The following is a 14,607-nucleotide window of genomic DNA, read 5'->3' as shown; positions in this document are numbered from 1 at the left end:
GTGGAAATATGGAAAAGGATGAGAAAAAGAATGAAATATCATTTTTTGCTAAAGTATACAATGCCGAATATAATTCAGATATTGAAGAACTAAAGAAATATAAATGTCTTTTTATAATGATTCCTAAAGAAATATCTGAATTGGGAGATATAAAATATGGAAACATCTTAGAAGTAAAAGTTAGAAAAGTAAAGAAAGAGGAATTTGATATATAAACTTATTCCGTTAGTTTTAGTTCTCTTATAATTTCGATAAGCGTATCTACCAATTTATCCCCGGATAACTTAACCTCTTCAGATATTGGGCAAAAATCAATAATCTTTGGTTGAATACCCAAAATAATCATTTCCGCATTTATAAATTTTCTTAAATATTTAATTATTATAGGTAATGGTAGTGTGTGAGTTGAGAAACTGTAATTTATTATTTCATCCTCTTTTATAACCTTAACTTCTCCAACCTCCTTATCCATCAATGCACAGTCAATTATTAAGATGTGTGTAGGATTTATTTCCTTTAAAATATCTGTAAAAAAGTCAGGAACAGTCCCAGCATTTATTAAATAGAGGTTTTTAATGTTTACGAACTCCCCATCTTCATTAAAATGCTTCATCAATTTTTTAACTATGTAGATGCCTATAGCATCATCTCCTTTCAACTCATTCCCAATTCCCATAACAACTAACTTTTTACATCCCTTTAATTTAGCCAACAACATTTTTTTCATTTTATCATCCTGCTTATTATAAAACCAATTGTTAATGCTATTATTGGAGCTACAATCCACCAAAATACTATATGCCTTAAAGTTTTCCATCTCACTGTTTTTATCCCTTTAGTTAAACCAACTCCTAAAATCCCACCAACTATTGCCTGAGTTGTTGAGACGGGCATACCTAAAGCTGTGAATATTGTAACTGCCAAACCTCCAGAGAGTTGGGCTATAAATGCAGAGCTTACACTCAAATTTGTTATCATAGACAGCGTTTCTGAAACTCTATTTCCATATAAATAAGCTCCTAAACATAAAAAAATAGCTCCAATGGTATAAATTATTTGAGAGGTCGTGAATGTTCCTAAAACTGTTGGTAAATCATTACTTCCCAAATTAAAAGCAACAACTCCAGCACTGATTAATAAAAGATACCTAATTATTGCTATCCTCTTCAATATTGGAATTTCTATCCTCTCATAAGTTAAATACAATACATAAGCTAAAATAACTGCTATAACTGGGGATATTAACCAACTTAATAGTATCTTACCAAATTTAGCCAAGTTTGAGGGGCTAAGGTTTAATCCAATTAGTGAACAGACAATAATTGTATGTAGTGATACAGGCACTTTTTTATATGTTGAGAGGCTCATAACCAATGCTGAGATGATTAAGGCGGTTAATGCATCAGAGGATAAGCTATTAACTGTATTTCCAACATTTTTAGCAAAAAAAGATCCAATTATAACACAAACACTAAATAAAATCAATAGATTTCTATATGTTGTTGCTCTTGACGCGTAAGCTGTTCCTATAGCATTGGCAACATTATTAGCCCCGAGAATAAACAATAGATAAAAACCTATTATTAGCTCTAAATTTATAGAAAGCTCTATAACAACCACCTAAACATTACAGGTTTATTTTGCATGGAGGTAAATAATGTGTAACTCATCGGCAACATCCTCTATATAATCGCTGATATTAACAATGTTATCTATAAAATCACACAAAATTTTCCCTTCCCAGAATGTTGAAACCTCCAGATTTATTAAGTATTTATAAATTCTGTTTTGGTAGATATCATCAATAAACTTCTCCTTATCTTTAATCTCCTTAATAATTGGGTCTAAATCCCCTCCTTTTTCAATAACATCCAAAACCCTATTTAAATGCTCAAACATATCTACTGTAATCATTAAAACGAGCTCTATCTCCCCTTTTAAATAGCTATCAAGCTCTTCTTTCAACAGCTCATATAACATAGCAGCATGTTTTAAGCTATCTAACGTTTCATCCAAAAGTTCTGCAGAGGCTGATAACTCCCTCCTCATATTTGGTAAAAAAGCACTTTCTAAATTTATTCTTATATTCTTTGTTACCTCATCCCCCTCATCTTCTATTTTTATAATCTCCTTTAGTATTTTTTCATCTTTAGAATCCATATATTCCTTTAAAAGCTCAATACTCTTTAAAGACATCTCAATTAATAATCTTAGGTTGTCAATTATGTTCTTTTCATCATCCCTTTCAAACAAAAAAATGGACATAATCTCACTTTTTAATTTTTAAATAAAAATCAAAATTAAAAAAATTATCAAATTATTCTGCTCTTAGTTGCTATTTTTATTCCATCTTTGTCAATAACAGCTACAGCACATGCAACAGGATGTTCAAACTCCTCATAATTTAAAATATATTCAGCTATCTCTTCTGGATTCTCTCCTTCAATTTCTATAACTTGATTTTCATCTATTTTACAGGCGTTATAAACCCCCAAATAATAACCTTTTCCATCTTTTAGCTCAACTTTCTTAACTCTAATTTCATCATAAGCAACATATCCCATATAGCATTCATTCTTATCCAAAACAGCCGCAATTCTTGGAGTTTTATAGTTATCCTTTTCATAATCCATAACTGCCAACACATAAGCCAATGCATCCCTCTTACCAAAATTTAATTTTTCAGCTATGAAATCAGTATGTGAGCCGTTAGATGCAACTACAACATTATCAACAACTTTTATGCAGTTGTATGTTATGTAAGGGTTTTTAAATATCTCATTTAAGTCTTTTGGAATAATGGCCACCGTATTCTCATCTATTTTTCTTGCTTCCCTATTTGGAAAGCTTCTACTTGAAACTCTATATGCTGCAAATGGCTTTCCTTCCTTAGTCTTCCCAACTACCAAAAATCTTCCAATATACATTTTAAAACCTCCGAGCTTTTTTTATACAACCTTTTACTAAAAGGTTGATCAAAACGGATGCATTACCTCGCTACGCTCGGCAATGCCTCTTAATTTTTAATTAAGTAAAGTTTCATCAAAACTTGGGGGAGTATACCAATAGAGGGGGCTCCGCCCCCTCTATGGGTTTATAGCATCAATTGGACAATATCTTGCGCAAATTCCACAATTTGTGCATTTATTTTTATCAACTATTGCAACACCATAGGTTTTTATTGCTTTTTTTGGGCAGAATACAACACAATTCCCACATCCAACACATTTTTCTAAAACTTCCATATTCAGCACCAAAACTCATTCTATTGGAATTAACTTAACATCTACTTTATCCTCAACATTCAACTTCATAATTGATTTTATAGGGCATCTTGGAACTGTTGGTGAGCCAGGATTTAACAATAAAATATCTCCACAATCATCTATAAATGGTGTGTGGGTGTGTCCGGAGATTAATATATCAACTCCCATCTCCTTTCCCAACAACCTTAATTTTAACCTATCTCCTCTTGGATAAATAATATTCCCATGTATCACTCCTATTTTTATATCATTTATATTTAAAATTTCTTTTTTTGGTAAGTCGAGATAGTCCATATTTCCTCTAACAGCTACAACCTCAGCTAAATCATTTAATAAATCTAAAATTTCTTTATCAGTTACATCTCCACAGTGGATAATTAAATCAACATTGGAAAATTCATCAAAAACAGCTTTTGGCAGTTCTAAAGCTCTATCATAGAGATGAGTGTCAGAGATAACACCTATAAGCATAATCCCCACCTAAAAATTAAGATATATAAAAAAGAACTCAAAAAATAGTGGTGTGCATGGCTTCCTTGGGGTGGGTATGTTGTCTAGCCCCCTCTCGCCCCCAGATTCCTTCTCAGCCCCGCTTCCCCCGTGAGCGCCGACGTCCTGCCTACCGTTGCTCCCTTCCGGGCCTGGCGGGGTTCGGCAGGCAAAGGGGGTTACATCTCCCCTACAGGAGATGCTCCCCCACCGCCGAGCCCCACGGGACGAGGCATCATCGAGGAATCTGGGAAGAGGGGGCCAAACAACATACCGCCCCCAAGTTTTCGGCCCCCGCATAAGGGCGATTTCGGGTTACAGGGGACGCCCAACCCCCCGGCCTAGCCATGCACACCAATTATCATATAGTATAAATGGCTATATATAGTTTGTGTTGACTCTAAAGGTTATTATTAAAAATAAATTGCTAAAAAATAGAAATCAATTTTTAAAGCTTATGATTTATAACTTAACCTATTAGCTAAATTGGTGAAAAAATGTATCTAACTAATGAAGAGGAAAAAATATTGGATGGAGAGTATGGAGAAGTTTTAAGAAGATGTATAAATTTATTGGTTTCTTTGGGAGACATTTATGGAGCTGAAAAACTAATCCCTATAAGCTCAGCTCAGATATCTGGGGTTTCATATAAAACCATTAAAGATATTGGATTAGAGTTTTTAGAGGATTTAGCTAAAGAAGATGTTAAAGTTAAAGTTTACTCTACTTTAAATCCAGCTGGAATGGATTTAGATTTATGGAAAGAGCTTGGAATAAATGAGGAGTTTGCTAAAAAACAGTTAAGGATTATTGACGCATTTAAAAAAATGGGTATTGAGATTGGCTGCACTTGCACACCTTACTTAACTGGAAATCTCCCAAAATTTGGTGAACATATAAGTTGGGCTGAAAGCTCTGCTGTGAGCTTTGCAAACTCTGTTTTAGGAGCTAAGACAAATAGAGAAGGAGGACCAGCTGCGTTGGCATCAGCTATTATTGGTAAAACACCCTATTACGGTTATCATTTAGATGAGAATAGGAGAACAACGCATATTATTGAGTTAGATGAAAATTTAATATCAAACTTTAAATATAAAGAGAGTTTCTATGGGGCTTTGGGATATTTGGTTGGAAAAATCGTAAAAAATGGCGTCCCATATTTTAAAAATCTTTACCAATTAAATCCAAAAAATGATGATTTGAAATCTTTAGGAGCGGCAATGGCGGCTAGTGGTGGAGTAGCGTTATATCATGCAGAGGAATTAACTGCTGAGTGTAAAGTTAAAGATGTCGTTGATGATAAGGTTGAAAAAATAATCGTTGGAGTTGAAGATATAAAAGAAGCTTATGAAAATCTAAACACAACAAACGATGAGCCAGATTTAATTTGCATTGGCTGTCCCCACTGCAGTTTAATAGAAATTAAAAAAATAGCTGAAATTTTAAAAGATAAAAAATTAGATGCTGATTTATGGGTTTGCTGCTCTCTGCATATAAAAGCAATGGCAGATAGAATGGGATATACAAAGATTATTGAAAAGGCTGGAGGAAGAGTTGTTAAAGATACATGTATGGTTGTCTCACCAATTGAGGATTTAGGCTATAAAAATGTAGCAACAAATTCTGGAAAGGCAGCTGTTTATCTACCAAGCTTTTGTAAAAGTGAAGTAATCTTTGGAGATGTTGATGAGATAATAAAAGGGAGATAATGCTAAATCCGATAATTTTGATTTTAACAATTATCTTTGATAGGATTATTGGAGAATTGCCAGAGAAGGTACATCCAACAGTTTGGATAGGGAAGCTGATAAGTTTTTTAGAAAATATATTCAAATCTACAAATTGTAAGAATAAGTATAGAGATTTTTTATTTGGCTCGCTAAATACAATAATTACAATATTTGTTGTAGGAGTTGTAGCTTTTTATGTTGAAAAATATATAATGCTTTTGCTATTTCCTTTGAATTATCTTGTCTACGCTTTTTTATTATCAACAATCATTGGTTATAAATCATTATTTAATTTTTGCAAAAAACCTATTGAATTTATAAAAAATGGAGAGATTGAAAATGCACGAAAGGCAGTTCAACACATTGTTAGTAGAGATGCATCAAAATTGGATAAAGAGCATATACTCTCAGCTGCTGTTGAAAGTTTATCTGAAAATATAACCGATGCCATAATAGGAGCTTTATTTTATGCAGTTATTTTTGGATTGCCTGGAGCTTTTACATATAGGGCGATAAATACATTAGATGCAATGATTGGATATAAAAATGAAAAATATTTGTATTATGGTAGATTAGCGGCGAGGTTGGATGATGTAGCTAATTTTATACCATCGAGGTTGGCAGGGATTTTGTTAATTATTACAGCCCCAGTTTATGGAGGTAGTGTTAAAAAGGCAGTATATGGATTTTTTAAAGAGGGAGGAAAAGTTCCTTCTCCAAACTCCGGCTATACGATGGCTACATTGGCAAATGCTTTAAATATAACCTTGGAAAAGATTGGATATTATAAACTTGGTAGTGGAAAAATAGACGTTGAAAAATCATTAAATGCATTTAAGGCAGTAGATTGTGTAGTTTTTGCCTTTATAATCTTATATACAATAATTTGGCTGATATTATGATGAATAAAGCTTATTATACTATAGAAGTCCCAAGGGATAGATTTGAAGTTCTAAATAACCTTAGGGATATTGAAAAACCTCTTAAAATTTTAATCGTTGGGGGAATTGATAGTGGAAAAACCACTTTAACCACTTTTTTAGCAAATGAACTTTTAAATTTAGGATTTAAAGTGGCGATAATTGACTGCGATATTGGGCAGAAGAGTATTTTACCTCCAGCAACCATAAGCTTGGCATTTTTAGAAGAAAATTTCAGTAATTTATGTGAAATTAAACCACATAAAAGTTATTTTGTTGGTTCAACTTCCCCAATTCAATTTTTTGGAGAGATGATTACCGGAACTAAATTGCTATGTGACTATGCAGAAGATAAGGCAGATGTAATTATTATTGACACAACTGGATTAATCTCCAATTCTGGAGCTGATTTAAAGAGGATGAAAATAGAAGCTGTTAAGCCAGATATTGTGATTGCACTACAAAAAAGAAATGAACTCAACCATATATTAAAGCCATTTGAAAATAAAATTAAAATATTTTACTTAAAAGTCTATGAATATGCAAAATCATTTAACAGAGATGAGAGGAGAGAAATCAGAGTAGAAAAATGGAAACAATATTTTAAAAACTCAAAAATTTATGTTATTGGATTTAATGAGGTATTTATCAGCGGGAGTAGGGTGTTTCAAGGAGAAAAAATTTCTGAAGATGAAAGATATTTGTTAGAGTCAATTTTTAAGTGGAAAGTATTGTATGGCAGTAAGTGTGAAGGAAGATACACAATAATAAAAAAAGATTTAATCAATATCCCAAAACAGATAGATAAAAATGTGCTCTACTACATTGAACCAGAAAGATTTAACAATTTAATCGTTGGATTGATTGATGAAGAAGGCTTTTGTATTGGATTGGGAATTTTAAAATCTATTGATTTTGAAAATGAGAGGTTGGAAATTTTATCCCCAATAAGCGAGGATGAAATTAAAAACATTAAAGAGATAAGAATCGGAAGGATAAAAGTTGATGAAAATGGAGAAGAACTTGGATTGTTGGATAGGGATTTAATATAAAAAGTGATATCATGCTTAAAGAAATATTGAATAAGATTTTTTGGCATCCCAACTATAAAAAAGAAGATTTTGAAGTTGTTATATTGCATAGAGGAGCTGAAGGAAATAAAAAAGTAATTCCTTTAGAAGATGTGGAGATTGAAGGGAACTATTTGGTTTATTTTGATACCCACATCCCACTTCACAGAATATTGGAAATTAGAAACAAAAAAACTGGAGAAATTTTATATAAAAAATAATAAAAGTCCTAATCTTTCAAAAACAAAAGCAATAATAAACTTGAGATAATTGCCAAAACTCCTCCATACAAAAACGTTATTTCTGGGCTTATTTTCCAGAGATAGCCGGCTATTAAACTTGCTGGCAAACTTGTTAATCCAACTACAGTATAAAACAGCCCTAAAGCAGTTGCTCTAATATCTTCTGATGACAAATCAGAGACATATGCCTTTTGATTTCCAGCAAATGATGCATAAGCGATACCATACAAAGCAAACAGCAATATTAAGCTTTTTTGAGAGATAAAGTATGCAAATCCTAAAGAGACTATACCGTAAAGCATATATCCCAAAGTTAATACTTTTCTTCTTCCAATTTTATCAGATAAAATTCCAAATGGAATTGAAAATAAAGTATAGAAGATGTTGTATAAAATGTATAAAGCTATTGGAATAACAATAGCCATTCTTTCATCCATTATCATTAAAAACTCCTGAGCTCTTAAAATATAGAACATGTAACTGAAATTACTCAATGTAAATATTCCTGAAATTAAAATAAATAACTTTAAATCCTTTGATAGATTTTTAATTCCAAATTTAAAACTTATCTCAGCAGGTTTTTGAGAAGATTCTTTTTCTTTAACAAAATATAAAGGAAGAATCGTTAAAAATCCTATTACTGCAGCTATCAAAACTATTTGGTTAAGGCTATACTGTAAATACAACACAAATAATAGTGCTAAGGTAGAGCCCAATATAGCCCCCGCCGTATCAAAAGCCCTCTGTATTCCAAAACCTTTACCTAAAGTTTTTGGCATGCTTTCTGATATTATTGCATCCCTTGGAGCTGTTCTTATCCCTTTTCCCATTCTTTCAAGAGAGGAATAGATAACAGCCTCTAACCACGTTTTTGATAAACCTAACAGTAATTTGAAAATTGAGGATGTTAAATAACCTAAAACTACAAAAATCTTCCTTTTTCTTATTTTATCCGAATAATAACCAACTAAAACCATTAAAATATTTGATATTAAATCCCTCAACCCTCCAACTAAACCAATGGATAAGCTACCCCCTCCAAAACTTGTAATAAGCATTGGTAAAATTGGCATTATCATCTCACTACTCATATCATTCAAAAAACTTGTAAATCCCAATAAATAGACGTTTTTAGACAATTCTTTTTTACTATTTTCATTATCTTTAATCATAACTCCCCACCTAAAAATTGATTAAGTTCGGGCTCTTGCAAAGTATCCTCCTACAAATCCTACTAATCCAGCAATTAACGCAGAGGTAATTACACCAACATTATTATCTTCTTTAGCATTAACAATTTCTTTACCTTTCTCATTTTCATTTGGAACTATCTCAACCTCAGTAATTTCAATTTTGTTACTTTTATTCAACTCCTTCATCACATCAATATCCATTTGAGCATAGTAAGAGCTGTATTTATAATACATTATTTTTGATATGTTGTCATCTAAACTCTCTGCATATTCATAATATCCTAAAGCTGAAATTGGTGTTACCCCTAAGCTCTCAGCTAAATTTATTTTATTCCTTGAATATTTTTTTAAATAATCAATATCCCCAAACATAACAAGTGGAATCTCTGCCTTTACGCATGTATCTAAACTCTTAGCTATTGCCAATAAATAATCCCCATCCTCGTAAGCTTTTTTTGCATTATCTAAATCATTTTCAAAACTATTGGCAACCAAACCTGGGAATAAAGTTTCTACATAAGTTGAAATTGTTTCGGCATTATCTAAATACTGCTGAGCTAATGGCTTTAATTTGGATTCATTTATTATCTTGCCGTCATTATCATTATATAAGGACACCCACCAGACTGCACTCTCTCCCCTTAGCTTTGCAAAGCTTCCGTATTTTATTGCCTCATCATATTTGCCTAAATAATAAGATTTCCATGCATTATCTAAAAGCTCTTCAGCTTCAGAAATTCTAACCCTTCCAGCCAATATCTCTTCAAAATTGTCCAAAGTTAAGTTTTTTGAATAAACAGTTTTTTTATCATCATTAATTTCATTTTGAACCTCAAATAAGTAAGATTTAACATCTTCCTCCCCTTTTAAGTATTTTAATGTGTGTTCGATAGTTTCTAATTTAATTAAAGCGTTGAATGCAGAACATGTTGCAGAGTAGTATTTACCATCCATATATTCTTGATTAGCCTCTTCCAATAAACTTTTTGAAGATTCTAGTTCAGATAGAAGCATTTTTTGATATTCATAACCAAAATAACTATTTTCCAATTCTTTAGATAAGTTTTCATATTTTTTGTTAGCTAATTTTGTAACATTATCATTCAATTGTTTCATAATTGTTTTGTATCTTTCTTCAACAATGTAATTTTCAGGATAATCCTTTATAACAATTTTTTTGTCTGTGAAGTGGGGAATGGCCTCATATATACTTCCAACCTCTATAACTTTAACCCCTAATTTTTCACCAAATTCTACTGCATCTATATTATTGTCCCCTTCATTAACAAATCTCTGTCCCTTTGGAATTAACATAACTGTACAATTGGCTTTTTTAGCTGCTTCAATCTTTTCCAATATCCCCCCAACTGGCCCTACGCTACCATCAGGGTTTATGGTCCCAGTCATCATAACATCCTTATTTAAACTCCAATTCATCAACTCACATATAATGCCAATGGTCATTGTGGCTCCAGCTGACGGCCCCCCAACAACTGGAACATCACTTCTAACAGTGATATATACATTATAGTTGCCCATATCCTTTCCAGTTATCTCTCCAGCAACCTTTGAAGCGATTCTTGCAGAACCTTGCATATCTAATTCAGTTAATGGTAGAGTGTCCATAAAAACGTGCCCATCTCCCTTTGTAACATTTATTTGAATATTTACTGGAACACCAACATATCCATAATCTGTTAAAGACACTGCTGGAGCTTTTATAACAACTGCAAAGGCAGAATTTAATAGAAAAGTTATTAAAAGCGCTGCAAGAATTTTTTTCATATTCTCCCTCCAACTTTTAATAAACTACTTTACAACCATAATATTTAAATAATTAGGCTAGCATAAAAATTTTAAAATATGGAGTGTGAGAGTATGAAAAGGGAAAGCTGGAGTTCTAACTTGGGGTTCATACTAGCAAGCGTTGGATCGGCTATTGGATTAGGAAATATATGGAGATTTGGATACATGGCTTACACAAATGGTGGAGGAGCTTTTTTAATTCCATATATCATTGCTCTTTTCTGTGTGGGAATTTCTTTGATGATTCTCGAATTCGGTGTAGGACACTACACAAGGAAATCTGCTCCTTTAGCTTTAGAAAAATTATATAGAGGTTCAGAATGGGCTGGATGGTTTGCAGTTATTTCAGGGTTTATTATAACAAGTTATTACACTGTTATTATTGCGTGGTGTTTCTACTATTTGATAATGTTAATTATTGGTGGTTACCCAGCAGATCCTAACGCTTATTTCTTCAATGATATTTTACACTTGTCATCTGGTGTAGAAAACGTTGGTGGAATCGCCTACGGAGTTTTAGCATCTACCCTAATAATTTGGGGAACTATAGCAGCAATTATTAGTGCAGGAGTTAAAAACGGTTTAGAAAAAGCAAATAAAATAATGATGCCTACTCTTTTTGTTTTGGTAGTTATATTGGCGTTGAACGCTTTAACACTGCCAGGAGCTTCAACTGGGATTGAGTAGTATTTAACTCCAGATTTCTCAGCATTACTTGACTATAAAGTATGGTTAAGTGCATTTTCACAAATCTTCTTTACATTATCTTTAGGATTTGGAATTTTAATTGCCTACGCAAGTTACCTTCCTAAAAAAAGTGATATAACAACAAATGCATTTACAGTATCTTTATTAAACTGTGGATTTTCATTTTTAGCTGGTTTTGCAGTGTTTGGAACCCTTGGATATATGAGTTATACAAGTGGAGTTCCATTAAGTGAAGTCGTCTCTCAAGGAGTTGGACTAGCTTTTGTTACATTCCCTGAGGCATTGTCCTTATTGCCATTCGGAAGTAAAATTTTTGGAGTTATGTTCTTCTTGTCCCTTGTCTTTGCTGGAGTGTCATCAGCTATTTCACTTGTAGAAGCATGTGTCTCAGCAGTTATGGATAAGTTCTCATTAAGTAGGAAAAAAGCTCTAAGTTGTGTTTTATCCCTATCTGTTCTAGTTTCGCTAATATTCACAACTGGAGCAGGGCTTTATTATTTAGATATCATTGACCACTTTGCCTCTGGTTATCTCCTCCCAATAGCTGCAATTTTAGAGATTATAGTGGCTATATGGTTGTTTGGTGGAGATAAACTTAGAGAGTATATAAATAAGCTTTCAGAAATAAAGATTGGAGCTTGGTGGAAATACATAACTGGAGTATTTTCCCCAATAATATTGGCTATCGTCGTGTTGTTAGATGCCTTCAATGTTTTAACGACTGGTTATGGAGGATACAATATGACCTACGTCCTGTTAGGAGCTTCAATCATTCCATTGGCATTTATTTTAAGTATGATCCTTCAAAAAATAAAAACTACAAATATAGAATAGAGGTGATATCATGAACATTGGAGCAATTGTAATGTTCATATTCGGTGCTACAATCTTATGGGGTGGAGCAGCCTACTTCACATGGAGAGCTATGAAGAGTAAAAATAACTAAAATGGAATTTAGATTTTATTAAACTCTTAAATTATTTTTGCCATTTACTTTTAATCTCTCCATTTATCACTTTTTTACAAACATCAACTATTTCTTTTATGTTATATATTTTTATATCAGCAGCTTCGAGAGCTTTCTTTGAGACATTTCCATTTTGTAATGTTGCAATAGCTAAATCACTCTCAATCATTGCCGGAACATCATTAGCTCCATCCCCAACCATTATTGTAAAGTAACCTTCTTTTTTTAGATTTACAACCAGATCTCTCTTTTGCTCTTGATGAGCTTCAGGCATTATGTATTTTTCATCAACTCCAGTAAGCTCAGCTAACCTTTTTATAAATCCTTTTCTATCTCCAGAGGCGATAAAAACCTTAACTCCTAAATCTTTTAACTGCTTAATAGTTTCTTTAACTTCAGGAAACAAACAGCCAGCAGTAGCTATCGTGTATTCAACCTCTCCAGCATGAGTATCTATTATTAGAGCACTGCCGTATCCAGTCTCTACTTCATACTTTTTTAGGAGGTTTAATGGATCTTGCAACTCCTTTACTCTTGTTTTTCTATCCTTGTAAATTCCTTCCTTATTTATTGGTGGATTGCAATAAGAGATGCCAATTTCAACTTCTTTTAATAAATCAGATATTAATTTTTCAGGATCTTCTTTATCAACAACTTTCAACGGGTTTTCTTTGATAATAACTAAAGCCCTTCCATTTTTTTCATCTACAATATCAACAGTCTGCCTATTGCAGATAAACTTATTTTTCTTTAAATCTTTAATAGCTCTCATTATCTTTACAAGTGTTCCTGCACTGTCAAAAACAACTGCCAATTTCATAATATCACATAATTTAATATATATCTTCAGATATAAAGAATTAATGTGAGAGTATGAAGAAATCAGTTATAGCAATAATAGCTATAGTATTAGCTTTAACGTTCTCAATGTGTGTAAATAAAGAAAAAGGGGAAAATATGGAAAATAAAAAAGTTTTAATGGTTATCGCTCCAAAAGATTTTAGAGATGAGGAGTTATTTGAACCAATGGCGGTATTTGAATCTAACGGGTTTAAGGTTGATGTTGTCTCAACAACAAAAGGAGAATGTGTAGGGATGTTAGGAAATAAAATAAACGTTGAAAAAACCATCTACGATGTAAATCCTGATGAGTATGTGGCTATAGTTATTGTGGGAGGGGTTGGTTCAAAAGAGTATTTATGGAACAACACAAAGCTAATTGAATTGGTTAAAGAATTTTACAATAAAGATAAGGTTGTTTCCGCAATCTGTTTATCTCCGGTAGTTTTAGCGAAAGCTGGAGTATTAGAAGGAAAAAAAGCTACAGTATATCCTGCCAAAGAAGCTATAGAGGAGTTAAAAAAGGCTGGTGCAATTTATGAAGATAGAAGGGTTGTAGTTGATGGTAATGTGGTTACTGCAAAATCACCTGACTATGCAAGGTTATTTGGTTTAGAAGTGTTAAAAGCGATAGAAAAAAGTGGATAACAAAAAATAAAAAATAAAAATTAATAAAAAAATAAAATTATGGCTTACTCTTGTGCTTCAGCTGTTTCTTCAGCTTCTTTTACAAATCCTTCATTTTCTTCTTTCTTAGCTAATGATAAAACTTCTGATTTGTAGATAATAACGTTTCTAATTGGGAATATCTTTTTACATTCATTTTTTATTTTCTCAGCCATCTCTCCAAATAACATTGCCTGAACATACTGTGGGAATGTCTTCTCTTTAGCCATTGTCTTTATAATTTCTTCCATTTTCTTTCTAATGTCTGATTTTTGTTTTGTATTAGCTCTGTAAGCAGTTAAAACCATTGCCTTTGTTCTTATCTTATAACCATCTTGGGTTGTTACATCGAGGATAGCGTCAATTCTACTTCTTCTTCTCCTAATTTGTGATTTCATAAATTCTCTTGTTGTATCATGCCCATAGTATTGAGCTATTGCTTTATTTCCAGTAACTCCAAAGATTTTGAAGTATATCCTATGCATGTGTTTTGTTGGGTCTCCTGTCAAATCTCTTAAGCTTGTCTCAGCTACTCTTCCTAAAACTAAGCTTGGATCACTTGCTGGAGTGTAGCCGATAAATACTCCTCCAAATTCTGGAGTGGCATAGATTTCATACCATACTTTCTCTTTCCATTTATCTTTTACTCTTCTTACTTTTCTTCTTGATCTTGCACTCCTTGCGGTAGCCATCTTTTCACCTTAAAAAGT

The 14,607-nt window shown here is 32.6% G+C and carries 17 protein-coding genes, 1 other RNA gene and 1 pseudogene; 8 read left to right on the top strand and 11 right to left on the bottom strand.

Features of this window, described 5'->3' with window-relative positions; all coding sequences use genetic code 11:
• Nucleotides 1-8: 8 nt before the first annotated feature.
• Nucleotides 9-215 (top strand): hypothetical protein, encoded by a 207-nt coding sequence (locus tag MEFER_RS07235; protein ID WP_015791965.1) that lies wholly within the window; start codon nucleotides 9-11, stop codon nucleotides 213-215.
• Between the two features lie 2 nt (nucleotides 216-217).
• Here MEFER_RS07235 and hycI read toward each other — a convergent pair whose 3' ends face one another.
• From hycI to ffs, 7 genes are all read right to left on the bottom strand, one after another.
• Nucleotides 218-727: a hydrogenase maturation peptidase HycI gene (gene hycI, locus MEFER_RS07230; RefSeq protein WP_015791964.1), complete on the bottom strand. Its 510-nt coding sequence runs from the start codon at nucleotides 725-727 to the stop codon at nucleotides 218-220.
• Entirely contained in the window at nucleotides 724-1,620 is an 897-nt protein-coding gene (locus MEFER_RS07225) for an inorganic phosphate transporter (protein WP_015791963.1), read from the bottom strand. Before MEFER_RS07225 ends, hycI begins: the two co-directional genes overlap by 4 nt.
• Nucleotides 1,621-1,635: 15 nt before the next feature.
• Nucleotides 1,636-2,265 carry a TIGR00153 family protein gene (locus MEFER_RS07220; RefSeq protein ID WP_015791962.1) on the bottom strand — a complete coding sequence of 210 codons (630 nt, stop codon included), beginning with the start codon at nucleotides 2,263-2,265 and terminating at the stop codon, nucleotides 1,636-1,638.
• A gap of 47 nt (nucleotides 2,266-2,312) precedes the next feature.
• A complete protein-coding gene (gene purO / locus MEFER_RS07215) occupies nucleotides 2,313-2,927 on the bottom strand; it encodes an IMP cyclohydrolase (RefSeq protein ID WP_015791961.1) in 615 nt (204 codons plus the stop codon).
• 159 nt (nucleotides 2,928-3,086) lie between these two features.
• Nucleotides 3,087-3,245, bottom strand: coding sequence for a 4Fe-4S binding protein (locus MEFER_RS07210; RefSeq protein WP_015791960.1), 159 nt, complete (start codon nucleotides 3,243-3,245; stop codon nucleotides 3,087-3,089).
• 15 nt (nucleotides 3,246-3,260) lie between these two features.
• Nucleotides 3,261-3,737: a metallophosphoesterase gene (locus MEFER_RS07205; RefSeq protein WP_015791959.1), complete on the bottom strand. Its 477-nt coding sequence runs from the start codon at nucleotides 3,735-3,737 to the stop codon at nucleotides 3,261-3,263.
• Nucleotides 3,738-3,790: 53 nt separating this feature from the next.
• An RNA gene (gene ffs / locus MEFER_RS07200) (signal recognition particle sRNA) lies at nucleotides 3,791-4,107 on the bottom strand.
• Nucleotides 4,108-4,252: 145 nt separating this feature from the next.
• Here ffs and MEFER_RS07195 point away from each other — a divergent pair.
• From MEFER_RS07195 to MEFER_RS07180, 4 genes are read left to right on the top strand one after another with little or no spacing between them, the layout of a single operon-like run.
• Complete coding sequence (locus tag MEFER_RS07195) at nucleotides 4,253-5,464, top strand: aconitase X (RefSeq protein WP_015791958.1); 1,212 nt, start codon at nucleotides 4,253-4,255, stop codon at nucleotides 5,462-5,464.
• Nucleotides 5,464-6,387 carry an adenosylcobinamide-phosphate synthase CbiB gene (gene cbiB, locus MEFER_RS07190; protein WP_015791957.1) on the top strand — a complete coding sequence of 308 codons (924 nt, stop codon included), beginning with the start codon at nucleotides 5,464-5,466 and terminating at the stop codon, nucleotides 6,385-6,387. Before MEFER_RS07195 ends, cbiB begins: the two co-directional genes overlap by 1 nt.
• Entirely contained in the window at nucleotides 6,381-7,457 is a 1,077-nt protein-coding gene (locus tag MEFER_RS07185) for a Clp1/GlmU family protein (protein WP_394296028.1), read from the top strand. The genes cbiB and MEFER_RS07185 overlap by 7 nt, the downstream gene beginning before the upstream one ends.
• 11 nt (nucleotides 7,458-7,468) lie before the next feature.
• Nucleotides 7,469-7,696: a DUF504 domain-containing protein gene (locus MEFER_RS07180; RefSeq protein ID WP_015791955.1), complete on the top strand. Its 228-nt coding sequence runs from the start codon at nucleotides 7,469-7,471 to the stop codon at nucleotides 7,694-7,696.
• An 8-nt stretch (nucleotides 7,697-7,704) separates the two neighbouring features.
• Here the strand turns inward: MEFER_RS07180 and MEFER_RS07175 are convergent, their stop codons facing one another.
• Entirely contained in the window at nucleotides 7,705-8,889 is a 1,185-nt protein-coding gene (locus MEFER_RS07175) for an MFS transporter (RefSeq protein WP_015791954.1), read from the bottom strand.
• Nucleotides 8,890-8,910: 21 nt separating this feature from the next.
• Nucleotides 8,911-10,695, bottom strand: a complete 1,785-nt coding sequence (locus MEFER_RS07170; RefSeq protein WP_015791953.1) for a S16 family serine protease — start codon at nucleotides 10,693-10,695, stop codon at nucleotides 8,911-8,913.
• A gap of 78 nt (nucleotides 10,696-10,773) precedes the next feature.
• On the opposite strand from MEFER_RS07170, the pseudogene MEFER_RS07165 reads away from it, so the two are divergent.
• A pseudogene (locus tag MEFER_RS07165) lies at nucleotides 10,774-12,258 on the top strand (sodium-dependent transporter).
• Between the two features lie 10 nt (nucleotides 12,259-12,268).
• Entirely contained in the window at nucleotides 12,269-12,370 is a 102-nt protein-coding gene (locus MEFER_RS08365) for a MetS family NSS transporter small subunit (protein ID WP_015791952.1), read from the top strand.
• Nucleotides 12,371-12,401: 31 nt separating this feature from the next.
• Here the strand turns inward: MEFER_RS08365 and MEFER_RS07160 are convergent, their stop codons facing one another.
• Nucleotides 12,402-13,211, bottom strand: coding sequence for an HAD family hydrolase (locus tag MEFER_RS07160; protein WP_015791951.1), 810 nt, complete (start codon nucleotides 13,209-13,211; stop codon nucleotides 12,402-12,404).
• A 53-nt stretch (nucleotides 13,212-13,264) separates the two neighbouring features.
• On the opposite strand from MEFER_RS07160, the gene MEFER_RS07155 reads away from it, so the two are divergent.
• Nucleotides 13,265-13,879: a DJ-1/PfpI/YhbO family deglycase/protease gene (locus tag MEFER_RS07155; RefSeq protein ID WP_015791950.1), complete on the top strand. Its 615-nt coding sequence runs from the start codon at nucleotides 13,265-13,267 to the stop codon at nucleotides 13,877-13,879.
• 44 nt (nucleotides 13,880-13,923) lie between these two features.
• Here the strand turns inward: MEFER_RS07155 and MEFER_RS07150 are convergent, their stop codons facing one another.
• Nucleotides 13,924-14,589, bottom strand: coding sequence for a 30S ribosomal protein S3ae (locus tag MEFER_RS07150; RefSeq protein ID WP_015791949.1), 666 nt, complete (start codon nucleotides 14,587-14,589; stop codon nucleotides 13,924-13,926).
• Nucleotides 14,590-14,607 lie beyond the last annotated feature (18 nt).

Source organism: Methanocaldococcus fervens AG86, assembly GCF_000023985.1.
In the GTDB taxonomy this organism is placed as follows: Archaea; AGJL01; Methanococci; order Methanococcales; family Methanocaldococcaceae; genus Methanocaldococcus; species Methanocaldococcus fervens.
Note: the sequence above shows the minus strand (reverse complement) of the source record. Positions and strands in the feature narration are given on the sequence as shown.

What these genes read in the sequence shown, in the direction of transcription:
- MEFER_RS07205 (WP_015791959.1), bottom strand. Translation starts at nt 3,737, where the DNA reads ATGCTTATAGGTGTTATCTCTGACACTCATCTCTATGATAGAGCTTTA.
- cbiB (WP_015791957.1), top strand. Translation starts at nt 5,464, where the DNA reads ATGCTAAATCCGATAATTTTGATTTTAACAATTATCTTTGATAGGATT.
- MEFER_RS07235 (WP_015791965.1), top strand. Translation starts at nt 9, where the DNA reads ATGGAAAAGGATGAGAAAAAGAATGAAATATCATTTTTTGCTAAAGTA.
- MEFER_RS07180 (WP_015791955.1), top strand. Translation starts at nt 7,469, where the DNA reads ATGCTTAAAGAAATATTGAATAAGATTTTTTGGCATCCCAACTATAAA.
- MEFER_RS07170 (WP_015791953.1), bottom strand. Translation starts at nt 10,695, where the DNA reads ATGAAAAAAATTCTTGCAGCGCTTTTAATAACTTTTCTATTAAATTCT.
- MEFER_RS07150 (WP_015791949.1), bottom strand. Translation starts at nt 14,589, where the DNA reads ATGGCTACCGCAAGGAGTGCAAGATCAAGAAGAAAAGTAAGAAGAGTA.
- MEFER_RS07195 (WP_015791958.1), top strand. Translation starts at nt 4,253, where the DNA reads ATGTATCTAACTAATGAAGAGGAAAAAATATTGGATGGAGAGTATGGA.
- MEFER_RS07210 (WP_015791960.1), bottom strand. Translation starts at nt 3,245, where the DNA reads ATGGAAGTTTTAGAAAAATGTGTTGGATGTGGGAATTGTGTTGTATTC.
- MEFER_RS07175 (WP_015791954.1), bottom strand. Translation starts at nt 8,889, where the DNA reads ATGATTAAAGATAATGAAAATAGTAAAAAAGAATTGTCTAAAAACGTC.
- MEFER_RS07160 (WP_015791951.1), bottom strand. Translation starts at nt 13,211, where the DNA reads ATGAAATTGGCAGTTGTTTTTGACAGTGCAGGAACACTTGTAAAGATA.
- MEFER_RS07220 (WP_015791962.1), bottom strand. Translation starts at nt 2,265, where the DNA reads ATGTCCATTTTTTTGTTTGAAAGGGATGATGAAAAGAACATAATTGAC.
- MEFER_RS08365 (WP_015791952.1), top strand. Translation starts at nt 12,269, where the DNA reads ATGAACATTGGAGCAATTGTAATGTTCATATTCGGTGCTACAATCTTA.
- purO (WP_015791961.1), bottom strand. Translation starts at nt 2,927, where the DNA reads ATGTATATTGGAAGATTTTTGGTAGTTGGGAAGACTAAGGAAGGAAAG.
- hycI (WP_015791964.1), bottom strand. Translation starts at nt 727, where the DNA reads ATGAAAAAAATGTTGTTGGCTAAATTAAAGGGATGTAAAAAGTTAGTT.
- MEFER_RS07155 (WP_015791950.1), top strand. Translation starts at nt 13,265, where the DNA reads ATGAAGAAATCAGTTATAGCAATAATAGCTATAGTATTAGCTTTAACG.